Below are 14,658 nucleotides of genomic sequence, written 5' to 3'. Positions count from 1 at the left end.
ATTGGTTCCCAGTCCGTGCTTACACCGTGGACGTGACAGTTTCGGTAATCAAGCGACCGAGCCTTGAAATACCTTCTTCGATTTTCTGAAGGTCCGCACAGGAGAAGCTGAGCCGCATCGTGTTGCCGCCGCTGCCATCGGGATGGAAGGCTCCGCCCGGCACGAAGGCGACACCTACGCTTTCGATGGATCTCTGCAGCAGCTCCGCCGCGTTGATGCCGGCAGGCAGTTCCACCCAGATGAACATGCCTCCCTCCGGCCTGGTCCAGCGAACCCCATCCGGCATATGGTTTTCAAGCGCCGCCAGCATGGCATCGCGCCTGGACTTGTAGATGGCATTGGTGCGCGCCGTGTGGCTGTCAAAACAAAGTTCGGCAACCCTTGCCATGGCTTCCTGATTGAGAACCGGCGTGTTCAGGTCGCTGGCCTGCTTGATCAGGACCAGCCTGGAGATGACGGCCGAGGCGGCGCAGATCCAGCCGAGCCGCAGGCCGGGAGACAGGGATTTGGAAAAGCTGCCACAATACAGCGTACGGGTGTTTTCAATACCGCCTGACGCCTGGCAGTCGATCGCAAGGATCGGGTCAATCGGATCGCCGTCATAGCGCAGCGCTTCATAGGGCGAATCCTCGATGACGGCGCAGCCCAGCTCCTTTGCCATCGACAACAGGCGCCGACGTTCGGCCAGATCCACCGACAGGCCGGTCGGATTGGCAAAATCCGGAGACAGGTAGGCGAACTTGATTTGGCCACCTGTCGCTTCTGCCCGTGCGGCATAGTCCGCTGCCGACCGATTGGTGCCGGGGTCAAGACGGTCGTATGTCGGTTCATAGGCGTTGAACGCCTGCAGGGCTCCGAGATAGGTCGGCCACTGGACCAGTGCCGTGTCGCCCTCGCTCAGAAACAGCTTGCCGATATAGTCGAGCCCCTGCTGCGAGCCGGACGTGACCAGGATGTTTTCCGGGCCACATTCGATCCCGAGACCCCGCATGTGGCTGCCGATCCAGGAGCGCAGTCTCTCGCTGCCCTCGCTGACACCATACTGCAGGGCCCGGCCAGCCTCCGGTCCCGCCAGGATCGCCTCATAAGCCTGTTTGAACTCTTCGGCCGGAAACAGGGTCTGGTCCGGAATGCCGCCGGCAAAGGAAATCACATCCGGCCGGTCCAGAAGCTTCAGCAACTCGCGGATTTCAGATGCGCGCATACGCGCGGCGCGCTTGGCGTAGAGACTGTCCCAGGTGGTCATGATCGACTTTTCGGCTTTGATTTCGAATAATTAAGTCAATAATACTGACCTTTCTGTTTTGCAAGTGTCTCAATCTTGTTATTTTTTGTAATTTTATTGCGCAACACTTTGCCGCATGAGGGATCTCAGAACGAGCTCTGGCAGCGCATGCCGCAATCGCTTATCTGTTGAGGACAAAGGAGTTGCCCATGTCCCGCCTTGATGACAGCCGCCCGTTCATTCCGCTGAACATTGCCGTTCTGACTGTGTCAGACACCCGCAAACTTGAAGATGACCGATCCGGGAACACACTGACCGACCGGCTTGAAAAAGCCGGGCACACGCTTGCCGATCGCAAGATCGCCACGGACGACGTGCCCGCCATTCAGGAGATTGCCAGGGCCTGGATCGCAGACAGGGGCGTCGATGTGATCATCTCAACCGGCGGCACGGGCTTTACCGGCCGCGACGTCACGCCGGAGGCGATGGAGCCGCTGTTCGAGAAGCGCATGGACGGGTTTTCGGAAGTGTTTCACCGGATCTCCTACGACAAGATCGGCACCTCGACGATCCAGTCCCGGGCAACCGGCGGCGTCGCCGGTGCCACCTATATCTTCGTGCTTCCCGGCTCGCCCGGAGCCTGCAAGGATGCCTGGGACGGCATTCTGAAATGGCAGCTGGACTACCGGCACATGCCCTGCAATTTCGTGGAGATCATGCCGCGGCTCGATGAACATCTGAAGCGTGGCAAGTTGCAGGAAGCCTGATCCGATGCAGTATTCCATTCGGGTCGCACAACCGGCGGACAAGGCGGCGGTCTCCGACCTACTTCTCAAGAGCTATACGGCTCTGCTCAAGCCCGCCTATGACGCGGCGACGCTGGAAAAGGCGCTGCCCCTGATCACGCGCGCCAATCCGGAGCTTCTATCCTCCGGCAGCTATTATGTCGCTGTGGCGCCGACCGGAGCGATCACGGGTGCCGGCGGCTGGACCAAGCATTCGCCCACAGGCCGGGACGAAACCGCGACGAACGGAAACATCCGTCATTTCGGGACCGACCCGGATGAAGCCCGCAAGGGCATCGGCCGGGCGCTGATGAACCGGTGCATTCAGGAAGCCATTGCGGCCGGCCTTCAGGAACTCAATTGCTATTCGACGCTGAATGGCGAAGCCTTCTACAGCGCCTGCGGTTTCAAGACCATCGAACCCTTTGACGTTGCCTTGCCCGGAGGGGTCACCTTCCCCTCGCTCAGGATGATCCGCGCGCTTTAAAGAACCTTGACCGCCACGCTCGCGGGAATGCGCAGCGCACCGACGCAAAAGCGGGCAAAGGCCTGGCGCAGGCGCGCGACCGCGTCGTTGTGCTCCGACGCCCCGGAAGCAACCGCCGCTGAGCGCAGAAACACCATCCGGCCGCGGCCGATGCGCTTGGCGATGTCGAGATCTTCCAACTCCGGCAGGGGCCTGTGGCCACCGAGCTTCTGATAGAACTGCCGGGAAATCAGGAGCCCCTGATTGCCGTAAGGCATGCCCAGGAGCTGGGATCGCAAGGACGCATAAGCTTCGCTCAAACGCGCACCGAGGCCGAATGTTTCGTAGCGAAGCCTGAAGCTGGCCGCTGTCCCGGCACCGTTCGGCGCGCGGGCTGCGCGCTCGACAAAGGCCTGGGCTTCGTGATGCCAACCGGGCTCCAGGACCGTTTCCGGGCGCAGGAACAAGAGCCAGTCGCCGCGGTTTACAAGACCGGCCCCATGCGCCAGACATGCGCTGCGGGTTTCCCCGCGCCTTTCGACCCAGCGGCCACCGGCTGCATCGACGATCTTGTCGGTATTGTCGGTCGACCCCGCGTCCACGACGATGACTTCCCGCACAATACCCTCCGCGGCCGCGGGCACCAGTGCCGACAGGGCCTGCACGAGGTCGATTTCCGAGTTCTCAGTCGCGAAGATCACACTAATCATGGGCCACTGTTTTACATGAAATTTCCCAAAGCGCGAGAGACCTCTGTAAATGATGTTCGATTTTGTCAATCGTTCTTAAAAACGCCTAATAATCAGGCGTCCAACATTCCAAATTCCGGACAGCGAGGCATAACTTACAATACCTGGAATACCGCAAACGGGATAAGGTCTTGCCAATACATCACATGACGCAAATCACCTGGTTCAACTGTGGCACCTCACCTTAAGGGCCCGGTTGAAAGAGCCAAGTGGCATTGGTCGGGGCACAACGTGACCCCAAAGAACCGGACTGATGGCTTGTCGAACTGGAATTGACGTGCTGAAGTCCGGGATGAATAACGCCAGACGTGGGAGCAGCAATGCCAATTGTGAACCGTGCCCTGTTCCGCCTCGGCATGATTTTGCGTCAGCGTCGGCTGTCGGCATTGACGGCCGGGTGGATGCTGCCACTGATCCTGTTTGCAAATGCTGCCCTGGCGCGTGATCTGATCATTCTGGCGACGCCGGAAGAACCTTACAAATTTGTCGAAAACGGCATTTACAAAGGCATTGATGTCGATGTCATCGATGAGGTCATGCGGCGGCTAGGTGTGACCTATTCCCTTGAACTGATCGAGTCCGGCACGCGGATCCAGCAAGAAGCCATGTCGGGCCGTGCCGACATGCTACTCCTGTTCTCCAGGAAGCCGGAACGGATGGAGTTCCTCCACTATCCGGAAGAAAGCTACATCGATATCAGCTGGAACTTCTTCATCCGCGCCGAGGATGAGGGCAAAATCGAATTCCGCGATTTTCAGGATCTCGCCGGGCTGCAGATCGGCATCACGCAGGATTTTTCCTATACGCCCGCGTTTCTTGGATCCGGGCTGAATTTTCAGACGGTGCCGCGCAACACGCTTCAGATCGGCATGTTGCTTGCCGGACGGACTGACGCCGTTCCAATGAACACGATCAGTACCCTTTATGAAGAGAAAAAGGCCGGGCGGCTGGAAAAACTGTCCTATCTGGCCAGACCGCTGATCACCAAGCCCTATTACAACGTCTTTGCCAAAGCCTCCAGCTTTCCGGACATCGAGGGCCTGGTCGAGCGCTATGACGCAACCATCCGTGCCATGAAGGCCGACGGAACCCTGGACAGCATTCTGGTGAGATATCTCGGCGAACGGCACGTGGACAAAGTCAGCGGCGGCACATGAGAGTTGCGTCCTGAAGTGGTCTATGGAGCTGTGATTTCCAATTGAAGACCGACTTGCATTGCCTTTCCAACGTGATAATGTTCCCTTTATGTTCTCATCACAATCCGGATACGCCACGTGACGTTCAGGCCTGCTTTCAACGAGACTGCGAATACCGCCGATATTGGCCCGGGCACTCCGGATGCCGTCGCAGTGGCCAAGGATCGCCGCCGGGGGCGCGCGGCCGCGCTCAACAAGAGCGGCCGCTTCGAGCCGCTCGAACGCGAAACCTTTGACGACGGCTGGGACAGCCTGGACGCGTTGCCGCCACTCAAAACGGAAGTTCAGGAAGAGCGTGCGCGCACGATCATCACGCGAAACGAATCGCCTGACCTTTCCTTCGACCGGTCAATCAATCCCTATCGAGGCTGCGAGCACGGCTGCATCTATTGCTTTGCCCGGCCGAGCCATGCCTTCATGGGCCTGTCCCCGGGACTGGACTTCGAAACCCGTCTCTTTGCCAAGCCCAATGCGGCCCAGCTTCTGGAGCGGGAGCTGTCGCGGCCCGGCTATACGCCGCGCGTGATCGCCATCGGCACCAATACCGATCCCTACCAGCCCCTGGAGCGGGGCTACAAGCTGATGCGCGAGATCCTGGAGGTGCTCGACACCTATTCCCACCCCGTGGCGATTGTTACCAAGTCGGCGCTGGTGACACGAGATATCGATATCCTGTCGCGCATGGCGGAGCGCAACCTTGTCAAGGTGGCGCTTTCCGTGACCACACTGGACAGAAAACTGTGCCGGGCAATGGAACCGCGCGCCTCTGCCCCGCACAAACGCCTGGCTGCGATCAGAACCCTGAGCGAGGCGGGCATTCCGGCCTCTGTCATGATGGCTCCGGTGATCCCTGCCCTGACCGATAGTGAAATCGAGGCCCTTCTCGAAGCCGCCGCAGATCACGGTGCGAGCGAAGCCGCCTTTATCCTGCTGCGTTTACCGCTTGAAGTTTCGGAACTCTTCCGGGACTGGCTCCTGCGTGAACGGCCGGACCGCTACCGCCATGTGATGAACCTGATCCGCTCGATGCGCGGCGGCAAGGATTATGACGCCAAGTGGGGCGAACGGATGCGTGGGCGCGGTCCCTACGCCGACCAGATCGCCAAACGGTTTTCGCTCGCCGCCAAGCGTTTCGGCCTCAATCTTCGTCGCCGGAAACTCAACACCGGAGACTTCGTACCGCCTCAAAAAGGCGGTGTGCAACTGGATCTCTTCTGACAAAGCGCTTGTCTAACCTGATTGCGAGCGGCAGGTTGCAGGCATGGCTTTTACTCCGTCCCTCTTCGACCTCGCTTTTCCCGACAGTCCGGATCTGAAGATCGAGCGCAAACACGCCCAGGCTTTCAACGGACGGCTCTGTGGTGTCGACGAAGCCGGGCGCGGCCCCTGGGCCGGGCCGGTCGTCACGGCTGCGGTTATCCTCGACTATGAGAACCTTCCCGAGGGGCTGAACGATTCCAAGAAATTGACGGAGGCGCGCCGGGAAGAGCTGTTTGACGCAATCGTTTCGAGCTCGGCGGTATCGGTCGCCAGCGCGTCGCCCGCGACCATCGATCGATTGAACATTCGCACAGCTACCCTTTCCGCGATGGTCCGGGCGGTCCACCATCTTGCGACTGTGCCGGACTATGTGCTTGTTGACGGGCGGGACGTGCCACCTGGACTGCAACAGCCCGGCCAGGCGCTGATCAAGGGCGATGGCAGGTGCCTGTGCGTTGCAGCTGCCTCCATCGTTGCCAAGGTGACGCGGGACCGGATGATGGTGCAGCTGGAAAGGGACCTGCCCGGCTATGGCTTCGCCCAGCACAAGGGCTACGGCGTTCCGCAACATCAGGCTGCCCTGGAACTGCTCGGCCCTTCCGCGCATCACAGGATGAGCTTCAGGCCGGTCAGGCTGTCGGCAGACAAAGCTTAGGATCAGGACCTATGGCGATACCAACGGTTTCCCGGGTAAACGAGACACATGCGGCCGAGCTCCTGTCCCTGCAAAGAGAAGCCTATCAGAGCGAAGCTGCAATCTATCAGGACTGGACGATTGCTCCACTGACCGAAACAGAAGACCAGTTCAGGCAGGCGCTTCAGAAACAGCACATTCTGGCCGCCTGGCTTGACGGGAGTATTGTGGGCTCCATCCGTGCAGAGCTTATCGACACAACTTGCCAGATCGGCAGATTGTTTGTCGCCCCGCAGATGCAAGGCAGAGGCATTGGCCGGCAATTGCTGTTGGCCGCGGAAACCGTCTATTCTTCCTCAACTCGTTTTCAGCTGTTTACCGGCAACAGGAGTGCGAAGAACCTCAAGCTCTATGAGAGGCTGGGCTACATTCAGACCCATGAGCGTTTTCTCAATGATAAAATTACATTGGCTGTACTGGAAAAACAGAAGCTGATCTGAAGCAACTGGTAAATCCGACAGGGTGTTGAAATTCTTTTCCTTGGCATCTGCATTGCACCCTGTCGTTAAATGCCAAGTTAACTAGTTTTTTTCAGATTTCGTTAAGGCGCCCCTTTGAGCATTGCATGGACCGACAGAAACCGGCCCACATTCACTGGGGGAATTCGCGCCATGTTCAATCAGGATTACGAGAAAGCCGTGACACTGCTGGCCCTGGGAGGTGTTGTCCTGTCCGTTGTTCTCGTCTTTGCCTCCAGCGCCTATTTCTGACACCCGCGAGAGCGGATCCACGCCAAGCACACAATTTGCCCTGGAGTGCCAGTCGTGTCGTTGCAAATGAAATGCCGCCCGCGCGTTCTCTGACGCCTTTGTTCACCAGGCTGCCCTTTCCGCTGCCAAAGCTCTTGCAATGCAATCGCTGCTTCATGTCGCGCCCACAGCATGATTGCAGGCACACGCGTGATCCGTTTCAGCGGTTGCTACCAGGTTGTCCTCAGGACCATTCCGGTCGGTGAAACATCGCCATACACAAACAAAAAAAGCGGCCCGGAAGGCCGCTTTTTCAGATATTCAGCAAAGAAGCGAAGATCAGTTCAGCCGATCCTTCACCTGAGCAATGCTCTTGGCAAGAATGTCGTCTGCAACCTTGTCCTTGACCTTGGCCGAGAGGATGTGCTCAGCCGCAGCAACCGCGATGTCGGCGGCCTTGGCGCGAACCTCGGCAATGGCCTGGGTTTCCGCCTGGGCGATCTTTTCTTCTGCCGCCTTGGTCCGGCGTGCAATCATCTCTTCAAGAGCCTTGTTGGTTTCCACCGTCAGGCGCTCGGCTTCCGAGTTGGCTTCAGCGATGATGGCTTCCGCCTCACCTTCGGCCTCGTGACGCTTGCGCTGATAGTCCGACAAGAGAGCCTGGGCTTCTTCACGCATCTTGCGTGCGTCTTCCAGTTCCTTGCGGATCGTGTCGGCGCGGTTGTCCAGCGAACCGCCGATCTTGCCCGGTACCTTGAGATAGATCAGCAGGGCGAAGAAGAGAACGAGACCGACCAGGGCCCAAAATGTTGCGTCCATGATCGTCTCCTCAGTTCATCGCCGACTTCAGCGCCTTGGTCAGATCGGTCTTGGTCGGAGCCTTGCCCATCAGCTGCTCGACGAGCGCTGAGGTGGTGTCTCCGGCAATTTCCTCGATCTGAGAAAGAGCTTCGGTCTTGATCCCGGCGATATGAGCTTCGGCTGCCTTCAGCTTTTCACCAAGGTCGGCTTCGGCCTTTTCGCGGCGGGTCTCGTGGTCCGCCTTCAGCTTGGCCCGCGTGTCATGAGCAATGCCATGCGCCTTGTTGCGAGCTTCGGCCAGAGCCTGTTCGTAGGCCGCGATCGCCGCATCGGTCTCATCCTTCAGCCGGTTGGCTTCGGACAAGTCACCAGCAATGCGGTCCTTACGGTCTTCCAGGATCCCTGCAATCCGCGGCATGGCCACGTTTTTCATGATCCAGTAGAACACGGCGAAGGTGATGACGAGCCAGAACAGCTGCGACGCAAACGTTGTGGCGTCAAACGGCGGAAAGCCGACGCCGTGTTCTGCGGCCGCTACTTCGATGCCTTCTGTGGTCGTGCCTGCCATTTCCTGTCTCCTAAATCCGGCTAGGCGGCGCTGGGCGCCGCCACCGGAGTCGCATCAATTGTCGCTTCGGAAAAGCGATTAAGCGAACAGGATGAGGAAGGCGATCAGAAGGGAGAAGATGCCCAGAGCTTCCGTCACGGCGAAGCCGAAGATCAGGCGGCCGAACTGGCCATCAGCTGCGGACGGGTTGCGCAGAGCGCCAGCGAGGTAGTTACCGAAGATGGTGCCGAGGCCGATGCCGGCGCCGCCCATGCCGAGGCATGCGATACCTGCACCGATGTATTTTGCTGCTTCTGCTTCCATGACACGTGCTCCTAGATGGTGTTTGCAGATTTCTCACATACGGCGCTCATGGCCGCGTGATTGGATAGATCCTTAGTGTGAAGGATGAACGGCGTCGTTCAGATACATGCAGGTCAGAACGGCAAAGACGTAGGCCTGCAGGAACGCGACAAGGAATTCCAGCGCCGTCAGGGCGACCGTCATGGCCAGCGGCAGAGCCGCGCCGACGAAGCCGACCGCGCCCATGGCGCCGAGGCTGACGACAAAGCCGGAGAAGACCTTGAGAGTGATGTGACCGGCCAGCATGTTGGCGAAGAGACGTACGGACAGGCTGATCGGACGGGACAGGAACGAGATAACCTCGATCAGGGTCACGAGCGGGATCAGCGCTGCGGGAACGCCATGCGGCACGAACAGCTTCAGGAACTTAAGTCCATGACGATAGAAGCCGTAGAGGATTACGGTCGAGATCACCAGCATCGCAAGCGCGAACGTCACGATGATATGGCTGGTAACCGTGAAGAAATACGGGAACATCCCGAACAGGTTGGCAACAAGCACAAACATGAACAGGGAGAAGACGAGGGGGAAGAACCTCATCCCGTCCGTCCCCGTCGCATCTCGTAAGGTGCTTGCTATGAACTCATACATCATTTCCGAGACCGACTGCACGCGGGTCGGCACAAGGCCGCGGCCGCTGGTCGAGAAGATCAGAAATGCAGACGTCGCTGCCACGGTCAAAACCATGAACAGCGAAGCATTGGTGAAAGAAAAATCCACGCCTCCGACTTCAATCGGAAAAATCGTCTGGATTTGAAACTGTTGGATCGGATCGTTCGCCACCGGCCAGCCTTCTTCGCTCGTTCACAATCGCTGCGCCCTCGGGCGCGACAAATTCTAGTCCGGTCTGTCGTCCAGATCGTCTTTTTGGCTCAGGATCTTGGCATCCGGCTGCTCGACGACACCGGCCGAGCGCAGAACATTCAAGACACCGGCCGCAAAGCCCAGCAACAAGAAGACAATCAGCCCGAATGGCGCTGTCCCCAGCCACTGGTCGGCAACCCAACCAATCCCGGCCCCCACCAGAATGCCCGCAATGAACTCCGAAGAGAGCTTCATGGCCTGCGCATATCCGGATGAAGTGCTTTGCGATTTCTTCGCGGCTTTTTCTTCCACCGCCTTGAAGTCGTCAAGCTTCCGGTTCAATTGAGCCCGCCGTTCCGACAGACCCGCTTCCGGGGCACCAACCCGATCTTCATCATCGCCGTTTTGCGAAGACATGTTCATTCGTCCTCAGCCCGCGCCGACATGTCAGATCCAACAACAGGGAGCCCCGTAAGCCGCGCGCACCATAGTCGGCGCCCCCTGCCGTGTCAAGAAGCCTTAAGGAAACAATAAGTTTTTGATTTTGCTACTCTTTTTCCGTCTGCGCAGATTCGGCGAGACCTAAGTTGCATAAGCTTTTCGCCGCAGTGCCGCACCAGATGCGTTCCGGGCCACCGGCTAACCGGTTTCGCGGAATCGTTCCGCCGTCTCCAAATCCACCGAAACGAGCTGCGAAACGCCCCTTTCGGCCATGGTTACACCGAACAGGCGGTTCATGCGCGCCATGGTGATCGGATTGTGCGTGATGACCACAAACCGCGTTTCCGTGCTCGCGGCCATCTCGTCCAGAAGGTCGCAATAGCGCTCCACATTGGCGTCGTCGAGCGGTGCATCGACCTCGTCAAGCACGCAGATCGGGGCCGGATTCGTCAAAAACACCGCGAAGATCAACGACATGGCCGTCAGCGCCTGCTCACCGCCGGACAGCAGCGTCATGGTCTGCGGCTTCTTGCCGGGCGGGCGGGCAATGATTTCGAGACCGGCATCCAGGGGATCGTCGCTGTCGACCAGCTGAAGCTCCGCAGTGCCGCCACCGAAAAGATGCGTGAACAGTCTCTGGAAGTGGCCATTGACCACTTCAAAGGAGGCCAGCAGGCGCTCGCGCGCCTCGCGGTTGAGGTTGGAAATGCCGGTGCGCAGTCTGCGAATCGCCTCGATCAGGTCGTCCCGTTCCGACGTGAGCGTGGTTTTCTGCTCGTCGATCTCCCGCAGCTCTTCCTCAGCGCGCAGGTTGACCCCGCCAAGACGCTCCCGTTCCGCCTTGAGCCGCTCCAGCTTGCGTTCCATGGCTTCCGGGTCGGGCAGAGGCGCCCCTTCTTTCAGGCCGGCAATCTCGGGGAGCGCAGCGACCGAGACTTCCAGGTCTTCATCGATCCGCCGCTCCAGGTCGCCCTTGCGCGCCCGGGCAGCTTCGAGCCGTTCCTCCGCCCTGATCTTCTGTTCCCGCGCGCCGGACATGGCTTCCATCGCCGCCTTCGCCGCGCGGTCAACATCCGAAAGGTCCAGTTCGGCCTGGGACAGGCGGTCGTCCTTTTCCTTCTTGGTTTCTTCCGCCTTGGCAATTGCGGAAAACAGCTCGCGGCGCTTGAGCTCGATATCTTCAGGCGCCTCGATCAGCTCGGCCCGCTCTTCCTCGGCTTCCTCCTGACGCTCTTTCAAAATGGAAATCTGCTGCGCGGCGTTGGCGGCCCGGGTTTTCCAGCTGTCATATTCGCGCGCGATCGCGTCCAGACGTCGATCGCGCATCTGCTGTTCGCGTGTCAGGCCTTCGGAGACCGCGCGCGCTTCTGCCAACGCGCTGCGCGCGGCCGCGACATCCCCTTGCAAGGCGTCGATCTGGTCGCGAAAGTTCGTGGCATCGGGCGCCTCTTCCAGCAGAGCCTCTGCCTCCAGCACCTGTTCGCGCGCGAGTTCCGCCTCCTCGCCAAGGCGCCCTGCCCGCTCCTGGGCCGCTTCCTTCCTGGCCGCGATCTGAGATGCCGCCCGCTCGGCAGCTGCGAGCGCTTCGCGCACTGCCGACGTGCGCCGCTGGCCATCGCGTACCTTGCCGCGTGCAATCTGTTCGTGCTCCACCGCCTGGCGAACAGCCGCCGCGGCAGCTTCCAGATCCTGCCCGAGATCTGACACCTTTTGCCTTGCCGTCTCGATTTCCCCGGCAAGTTCCGCCAGCCGGTTCTTCTGGGCAAGCCGTTGCGCCGCAGGTGTCGGCGCGTTGGCGGCAACGATGAACCCGTCCCATCGCCAAAGGTCGCCTTCCCGGGACACAAGACACTGCCCGGGCTGCAGAGACGCCCGCAGACCCGGGCCCGCATCCTGCGACACCAACCCGATCTGCCGCAGCCGGCGTGTAAGCTCCGTCGGCGCTTCGACACGGTCAGCCAGCGAGGGCACGCTATCCGGCAGGGCCGGGTCGCTCCCATGTGGCAAGCTGCTGCCCCACTTGACCGCGGCAGCCTGTTCAAGCGACGCGTCGAGGTCCTCGCCAAGCGCGGCACCGAGGGCCGTTTCGTAGCCGGGCTCGACCTGCACCTGTTCCACGACCGGCGTATGGTCCTGCTCTGCATGAACGTTCAGAACCTGTTCCAGAGTTCGTGCCTCGGTCTCCAACCCTTGCAGGACCTGCTTTGCATCGCTCAAGGGGCCGCGCGCGGCCTGTTCGCTTTCGCGCGCTTCGAGGGTTGCTGTTTCCGCCTCTTCGGCCGCAGCTTCGGCCTCGGCCAGCGATTCCTCAGCCAGTTCCAGCGCCTCACGATTTTCCGAGACACCGTCCTGATCCGCCATCTGGGCGGCAAGATCGTTCAAGGCCTGCTGGGCCTCCTGGGCCTGGGCGACCAGCCGGTCGGCGCGCTGGCGGCTTTCGGCCACGGCCCGTTCCAGCTGCCTGCGCTCCGCGTTTGCGCGTGCCTCGGCCGCAGTGAGATCCGACAGACGGGTCTCCAGTCCGCGCACCGTCTCCTCCGCCTCGGCGACTTTTTCACGTGCGGTCTCGGTACGCTCCTGCACCATTTCGTTTTCTTCAAGCAGTTCGGCGCGTTCTTCGGAGAGCCGTTCCAGCACCTCGTCATTCTCCGAGACCATGCTCTGTTCGCGGCGCACATCCTCGGCGAGCTGTACCAGCCGCCGTTCAAGATCCTGCAACCGCTCCTTGACCCTTCGCTCTTCGGCATCAAGTTCGTTGCGGGCGATTACCAGTCTCTGCAGGGCAGCGCCGGCCTTGGCGGCGTCGTCACGCAGTTCCGGCAGCTTGTGTGCGGCAATTGCCTGCACGCGGGCACTTTCTGCCTGCAGCGCCGTTGCCTCGTTGACCTGTTTCTGGGCCTCTGCGAATTGACCTTCTGCCGTCCCAAGCGCGTCGCGCGCTTCCGTCCAGCGAATGTAGAGGATCGAGGCTTCCGCCGCCCTGATCTCGGAGGAAAGATTCCGGTAGCGGGTTGCCTGACGCGACTGCCGTTTCAGATTGTCCAGCTGGCCATCGATCTGTACGAGAACATCTTCCAGACGCTCCAGGTTCTGCTCGGCGGCACGCAACCTGATTTCGGCCTCGTGCCGGCGCGAATGCAGACCGGAAATGCCAGCTGCCTCTTCCAGGATCTGACGCCGCGATGTCGGCTTGGCGGCAATCAGCTCACCGATCTGGCCCTGACGGACCATTGCCGGCGACCGGGCCCCTGTCGAGGCGTCGGCAAACAGCAGCTGCACGTCACGCGCACGCACATCTCGGGCATTGATCTTGTAGTTGGAGCCCTGCTCGCGCTCGATCCGCCGGCTGACTTCCAGCGCGTCGGCATCGTTGAAAGCGGCGGGAGCCGTCCGGTCCTGGTTCTCCAGGAACAGCGTCACTTCGGCCGTGTTACGGGCCGGGCGGTTGAGGCTGCCGGAAAAAATCACGTCGTCCATGCCGGACGCACGCATGTTCTTGTAGGAATTCTCCCCCATCACCCAGCGCAGGGCCTCGACAAGGTTGGACTTGCCGCAGCCGTTCGGCCCGACCACACCGGTCAGGCCGTTGCCGATGATGAACTCCATCGGTTCAACGAAGGATTTGAAACCGACAATGCGGAGTTTCGAAAACTTCATCGGCGTCCGGGCCTCCCGGGCTCGGACGCCGGAATATCAGGCTTGAGATCACACGGGACACTCAAAGCCGGCGTTTCAATCGCCTGCTCAGAGGTTTTCCTCGATGATCTTGCCCATGTTCTCAATCGACAGCGCCCCAGAGTGCTTTTCGCCGTTGATGAAGAATGTCGGCGTCGAGTTCACCCCAAACTCGTTCGCACCACGGTCCTTCACTGCATTCACTGCGTCAAGCAAACCCTGGTTTGTCAAGCATTCCTCAAAGGACTCCTGTGTAAATCCGATCTGCTTGGAAAAGTCGAGCAGGGATTGGTACGGATTGTCCGTGAAGGCCCAGCTGCGCTGGCTGTCGAACATGATGTCCACAATCTCGAAATATTTGTCCTGAGGGGCGCAACGGGCCAGCATGAAGGCGGCCGCCGCAACCGGATCCAGCGGGAATTCGCGGAAAATGAAGCGCACCTTGCCGGTCTCGATATATTGCTTTTTCAGCTCCGGCCAGGTGGTCTTGTGGAAATTGGCACAGTGGCCACAGGTCATGGAGGCATATTCCACGATCGTGACCGGTGCGTTTTCCTCGCCCAGGATCTTGTCGCCAAGCGGACCGGGCTTCAAGAGCTCCTCTTCGTTGACGGACTGGGCAAAGGCCGAACCGGTTGTGGCCAGGCTGAGCGTGGCTGTCGCCAGGGCCGTGGTCTTGAGAAACTGTCTGCGGGTCTGGGTCACGAGGATCGTCCTGTCAAATGTCAAACACTGCGCCAGGTGGCGCACGAAAGACGGTCATCTGTTCGGAAGACCGCCTTGTCGAATTCCTATGTGGTTCTTTTAACCTGTCTTCGGCTGAATGCAGGATGAACCAGCTGACTGCTTTGTCTGCCCTTTCAGGCATGCGGCGTCAACAAAGCTTATCAAATGTGGCAGGAGAGAGGACGGTGCAAGAGCCGCCATCACAGTGATGTTATTGACAGGTTACCGAGACCGCCC

15 protein-coding genes are annotated in these 14,658 nt (G+C 59.9%); 6 read left to right on the top strand and 9 right to left on the bottom strand.

Annotated elements, in window-relative coordinates; translation table 11 throughout:
- Positions 1-19 precede the first annotated feature (19 nt).
- Positions 20-1,246, bottom strand: coding sequence for a PLP-dependent aminotransferase family protein (locus tag ACO6TG_RS21780; protein WP_422375115.1), 1,227 nt, complete (start codon positions 1,244-1,246; stop codon positions 20-22).
- Positions 1,247-1,434: 188 nt separating this feature from the next.
- On the opposite strand from ACO6TG_RS21780, the gene moaB reads away from it, so the two are divergent.
- Both moaB and ACO6TG_RS21770 read left to right on the top strand, forming a co-directional pair.
- Positions 1,435-1,992, top strand: a complete 558-nt coding sequence (moaB, locus tag ACO6TG_RS21775) for a molybdenum cofactor biosynthesis protein B (RefSeq protein WP_422375114.1) — start codon at positions 1,435-1,437, stop codon at positions 1,990-1,992.
- A 4-nt stretch (positions 1,993-1,996) separates the two neighbouring features.
- Positions 1,997-2,497 carry a GNAT family N-acetyltransferase gene (locus ACO6TG_RS21770; protein ID WP_422375113.1) on the top strand — a complete coding sequence of 167 codons (501 nt, stop codon included), beginning with the start codon at positions 1,997-1,999 and terminating at the stop codon, positions 2,495-2,497.
- Here the strand turns inward: ACO6TG_RS21770 and ACO6TG_RS21765 are convergent.
- Positions 2,494-3,186, bottom strand: coding sequence for a glycosyltransferase (locus ACO6TG_RS21765; protein ID WP_422375112.1), 693 nt, complete (start codon positions 3,184-3,186; stop codon positions 2,494-2,496). The genes ACO6TG_RS21770 and ACO6TG_RS21765 overlap by 4 nt on opposite strands.
- A 359-nt stretch (positions 3,187-3,545) precedes the next feature.
- Between ACO6TG_RS21765 and ACO6TG_RS21760 the strand changes: the two genes are divergently transcribed.
- From ACO6TG_RS21760 to ACO6TG_RS21745, 4 genes are all read left to right on the top strand, one after another.
- Positions 3,546-4,382, top strand: coding sequence for a substrate-binding periplasmic protein (locus ACO6TG_RS21760; protein WP_422375111.1), 837 nt, complete (start codon positions 3,546-3,548; stop codon positions 4,380-4,382).
- A 162-nt stretch (positions 4,383-4,544) separates the two neighbouring features.
- Complete coding sequence (locus ACO6TG_RS21755) at positions 4,545-5,639, top strand: PA0069 family radical SAM protein (RefSeq protein WP_422378932.1); 1,095 nt, start codon at positions 4,545-4,547, stop codon at positions 5,637-5,639.
- A gap of 43 nt (positions 5,640-5,682) precedes the next feature.
- Positions 5,683-6,336 carry a ribonuclease HII gene (locus ACO6TG_RS21750; protein WP_422375110.1) on the top strand — a complete coding sequence of 218 codons (654 nt, stop codon included), beginning with the start codon at positions 5,683-5,685 and terminating at the stop codon, positions 6,334-6,336.
- Between the two features lie 11 nt (positions 6,337-6,347).
- Positions 6,348-6,815, top strand: a complete 468-nt coding sequence (locus ACO6TG_RS21745; protein WP_422375109.1) for a GNAT family N-acetyltransferase — start codon at positions 6,348-6,350, stop codon at positions 6,813-6,815.
- A 588-nt stretch (positions 6,816-7,403) separates the two neighbouring features.
- On the opposite strand, the gene ACO6TG_RS21740 is transcribed toward ACO6TG_RS21745, so the two are convergent.
- The 7 genes from ACO6TG_RS21740 to ACO6TG_RS21710 form a co-directional block, all read right to left on the bottom strand.
- Positions 7,404-7,883, bottom strand: coding sequence for a F0F1 ATP synthase subunit B (locus ACO6TG_RS21740; RefSeq protein ID WP_422375108.1), 480 nt, complete (start codon positions 7,881-7,883; stop codon positions 7,404-7,406).
- Between the two features lie 10 nt (positions 7,884-7,893).
- Positions 7,894-8,433: a F0F1 ATP synthase subunit B gene (locus ACO6TG_RS21735; RefSeq protein ID WP_094074161.1), complete on the bottom strand. Its 540-nt coding sequence runs from the start codon at positions 8,431-8,433 to the stop codon at positions 7,894-7,896.
- Positions 8,434-8,511: 78 nt separating this feature from the next.
- A complete protein-coding gene (locus tag ACO6TG_RS21730; protein ID WP_055111220.1) occupies positions 8,512-8,736 on the bottom strand; it encodes a F0F1 ATP synthase subunit C in 225 nt (74 codons plus the stop codon).
- Between the two features lie 72 nt (positions 8,737-8,808).
- Entirely contained in the window at positions 8,809-9,558 is a 750-nt protein-coding gene (locus tag ACO6TG_RS21725; protein WP_094074160.1) for a F0F1 ATP synthase subunit A, read from the bottom strand.
- 54 nt (positions 9,559-9,612) lie between these two features.
- The gene (locus ACO6TG_RS21720) at positions 9,613-9,996 is read right to left on the bottom strand and encodes an AtpZ/AtpI family protein (protein WP_094075019.1); all 384 of its coding nucleotides are present in this window, start codon (positions 9,994-9,996) and stop codon (positions 9,613-9,615) included.
- Positions 9,997-10,218: 222 nt separating this feature from the next.
- The gene (gene smc / locus ACO6TG_RS21715; RefSeq protein WP_422375107.1) at positions 10,219-13,677 is read right to left on the bottom strand and encodes a chromosome segregation protein SMC; all 3,459 of its coding nucleotides are present in this window, start codon (positions 13,675-13,677) and stop codon (positions 10,219-10,221) included.
- An 87-nt stretch (positions 13,678-13,764) separates the two neighbouring features.
- A complete protein-coding gene (locus ACO6TG_RS21710) occupies positions 13,765-14,400 on the bottom strand; it encodes a thioredoxin domain-containing protein (protein WP_422375106.1) in 636 nt (211 codons plus the stop codon).
- Positions 14,401-14,658: the final 258 nt, after the last annotated feature.

Source organism: Roseibium sp., assembly GCF_965233565.1.
Lineage (GTDB): Bacteria > Pseudomonadota > Alphaproteobacteria > Rhizobiales > Stappiaceae > Roseibium.
This window is presented reverse-complemented; position numbering and strand designations above follow the sequence as displayed.

Bases quoted from the DNA above. Each gene is read 5' to 3' on its own strand.
- ACO6TG_RS21780 (WP_422375115.1), bottom strand. From the start codon at position 1,246: ATGACCACCTGGGACAGTCTCTACGCCAAGCGCGCCGCGCGTATGCGC.
- moaB (WP_422375114.1), top strand. From the start codon at position 1,435: ATGTCCCGCCTTGATGACAGCCGCCCGTTCATTCCGCTGAACATTGCC.
- ACO6TG_RS21770 (WP_422375113.1), top strand. From the start codon at position 1,997: ATGCAGTATTCCATTCGGGTCGCACAACCGGCGGACAAGGCGGCGGTC.
- ACO6TG_RS21765 (WP_422375112.1), bottom strand. From the start codon at position 3,186: ATGATTAGTGTGATCTTCGCGACTGAGAACTCGGAAATCGACCTCGTG.
- ACO6TG_RS21760 (WP_422375111.1), top strand. From the start codon at position 3,546: ATGCCAATTGTGAACCGTGCCCTGTTCCGCCTCGGCATGATTTTGCGT.
- ACO6TG_RS21750 (WP_422375110.1), top strand. From the start codon at position 5,683: ATGGCTTTTACTCCGTCCCTCTTCGACCTCGCTTTTCCCGACAGTCCG.
- ACO6TG_RS21745 (WP_422375109.1), top strand. From the start codon at position 6,348: ATGGCGATACCAACGGTTTCCCGGGTAAACGAGACACATGCGGCCGAG.
- ACO6TG_RS21740 (WP_422375108.1), bottom strand. From the start codon at position 7,883: ATGGACGCAACATTTTGGGCCCTGGTCGGTCTCGTTCTCTTCTTCGCC.
- ACO6TG_RS21735 (WP_094074161.1), bottom strand. From the start codon at position 8,433: ATGGCAGGCACGACCACAGAAGGCATCGAAGTAGCGGCCGCAGAACAC.
- ACO6TG_RS21730 (WP_055111220.1), bottom strand. From the start codon at position 8,736: ATGGAAGCAGAAGCAGCAAAATACATCGGTGCAGGTATCGCATGCCTC.
- ACO6TG_RS21720 (WP_094075019.1), bottom strand. From the start codon at position 9,996: ATGTCTTCGCAAAACGGCGATGATGAAGATCGGGTTGGTGCCCCGGAA.
- smc (WP_422375107.1), bottom strand. From the start codon at position 13,677: ATGAAGTTTTCGAAACTCCGCATTGTCGGTTTCAAATCCTTCGTTGAA.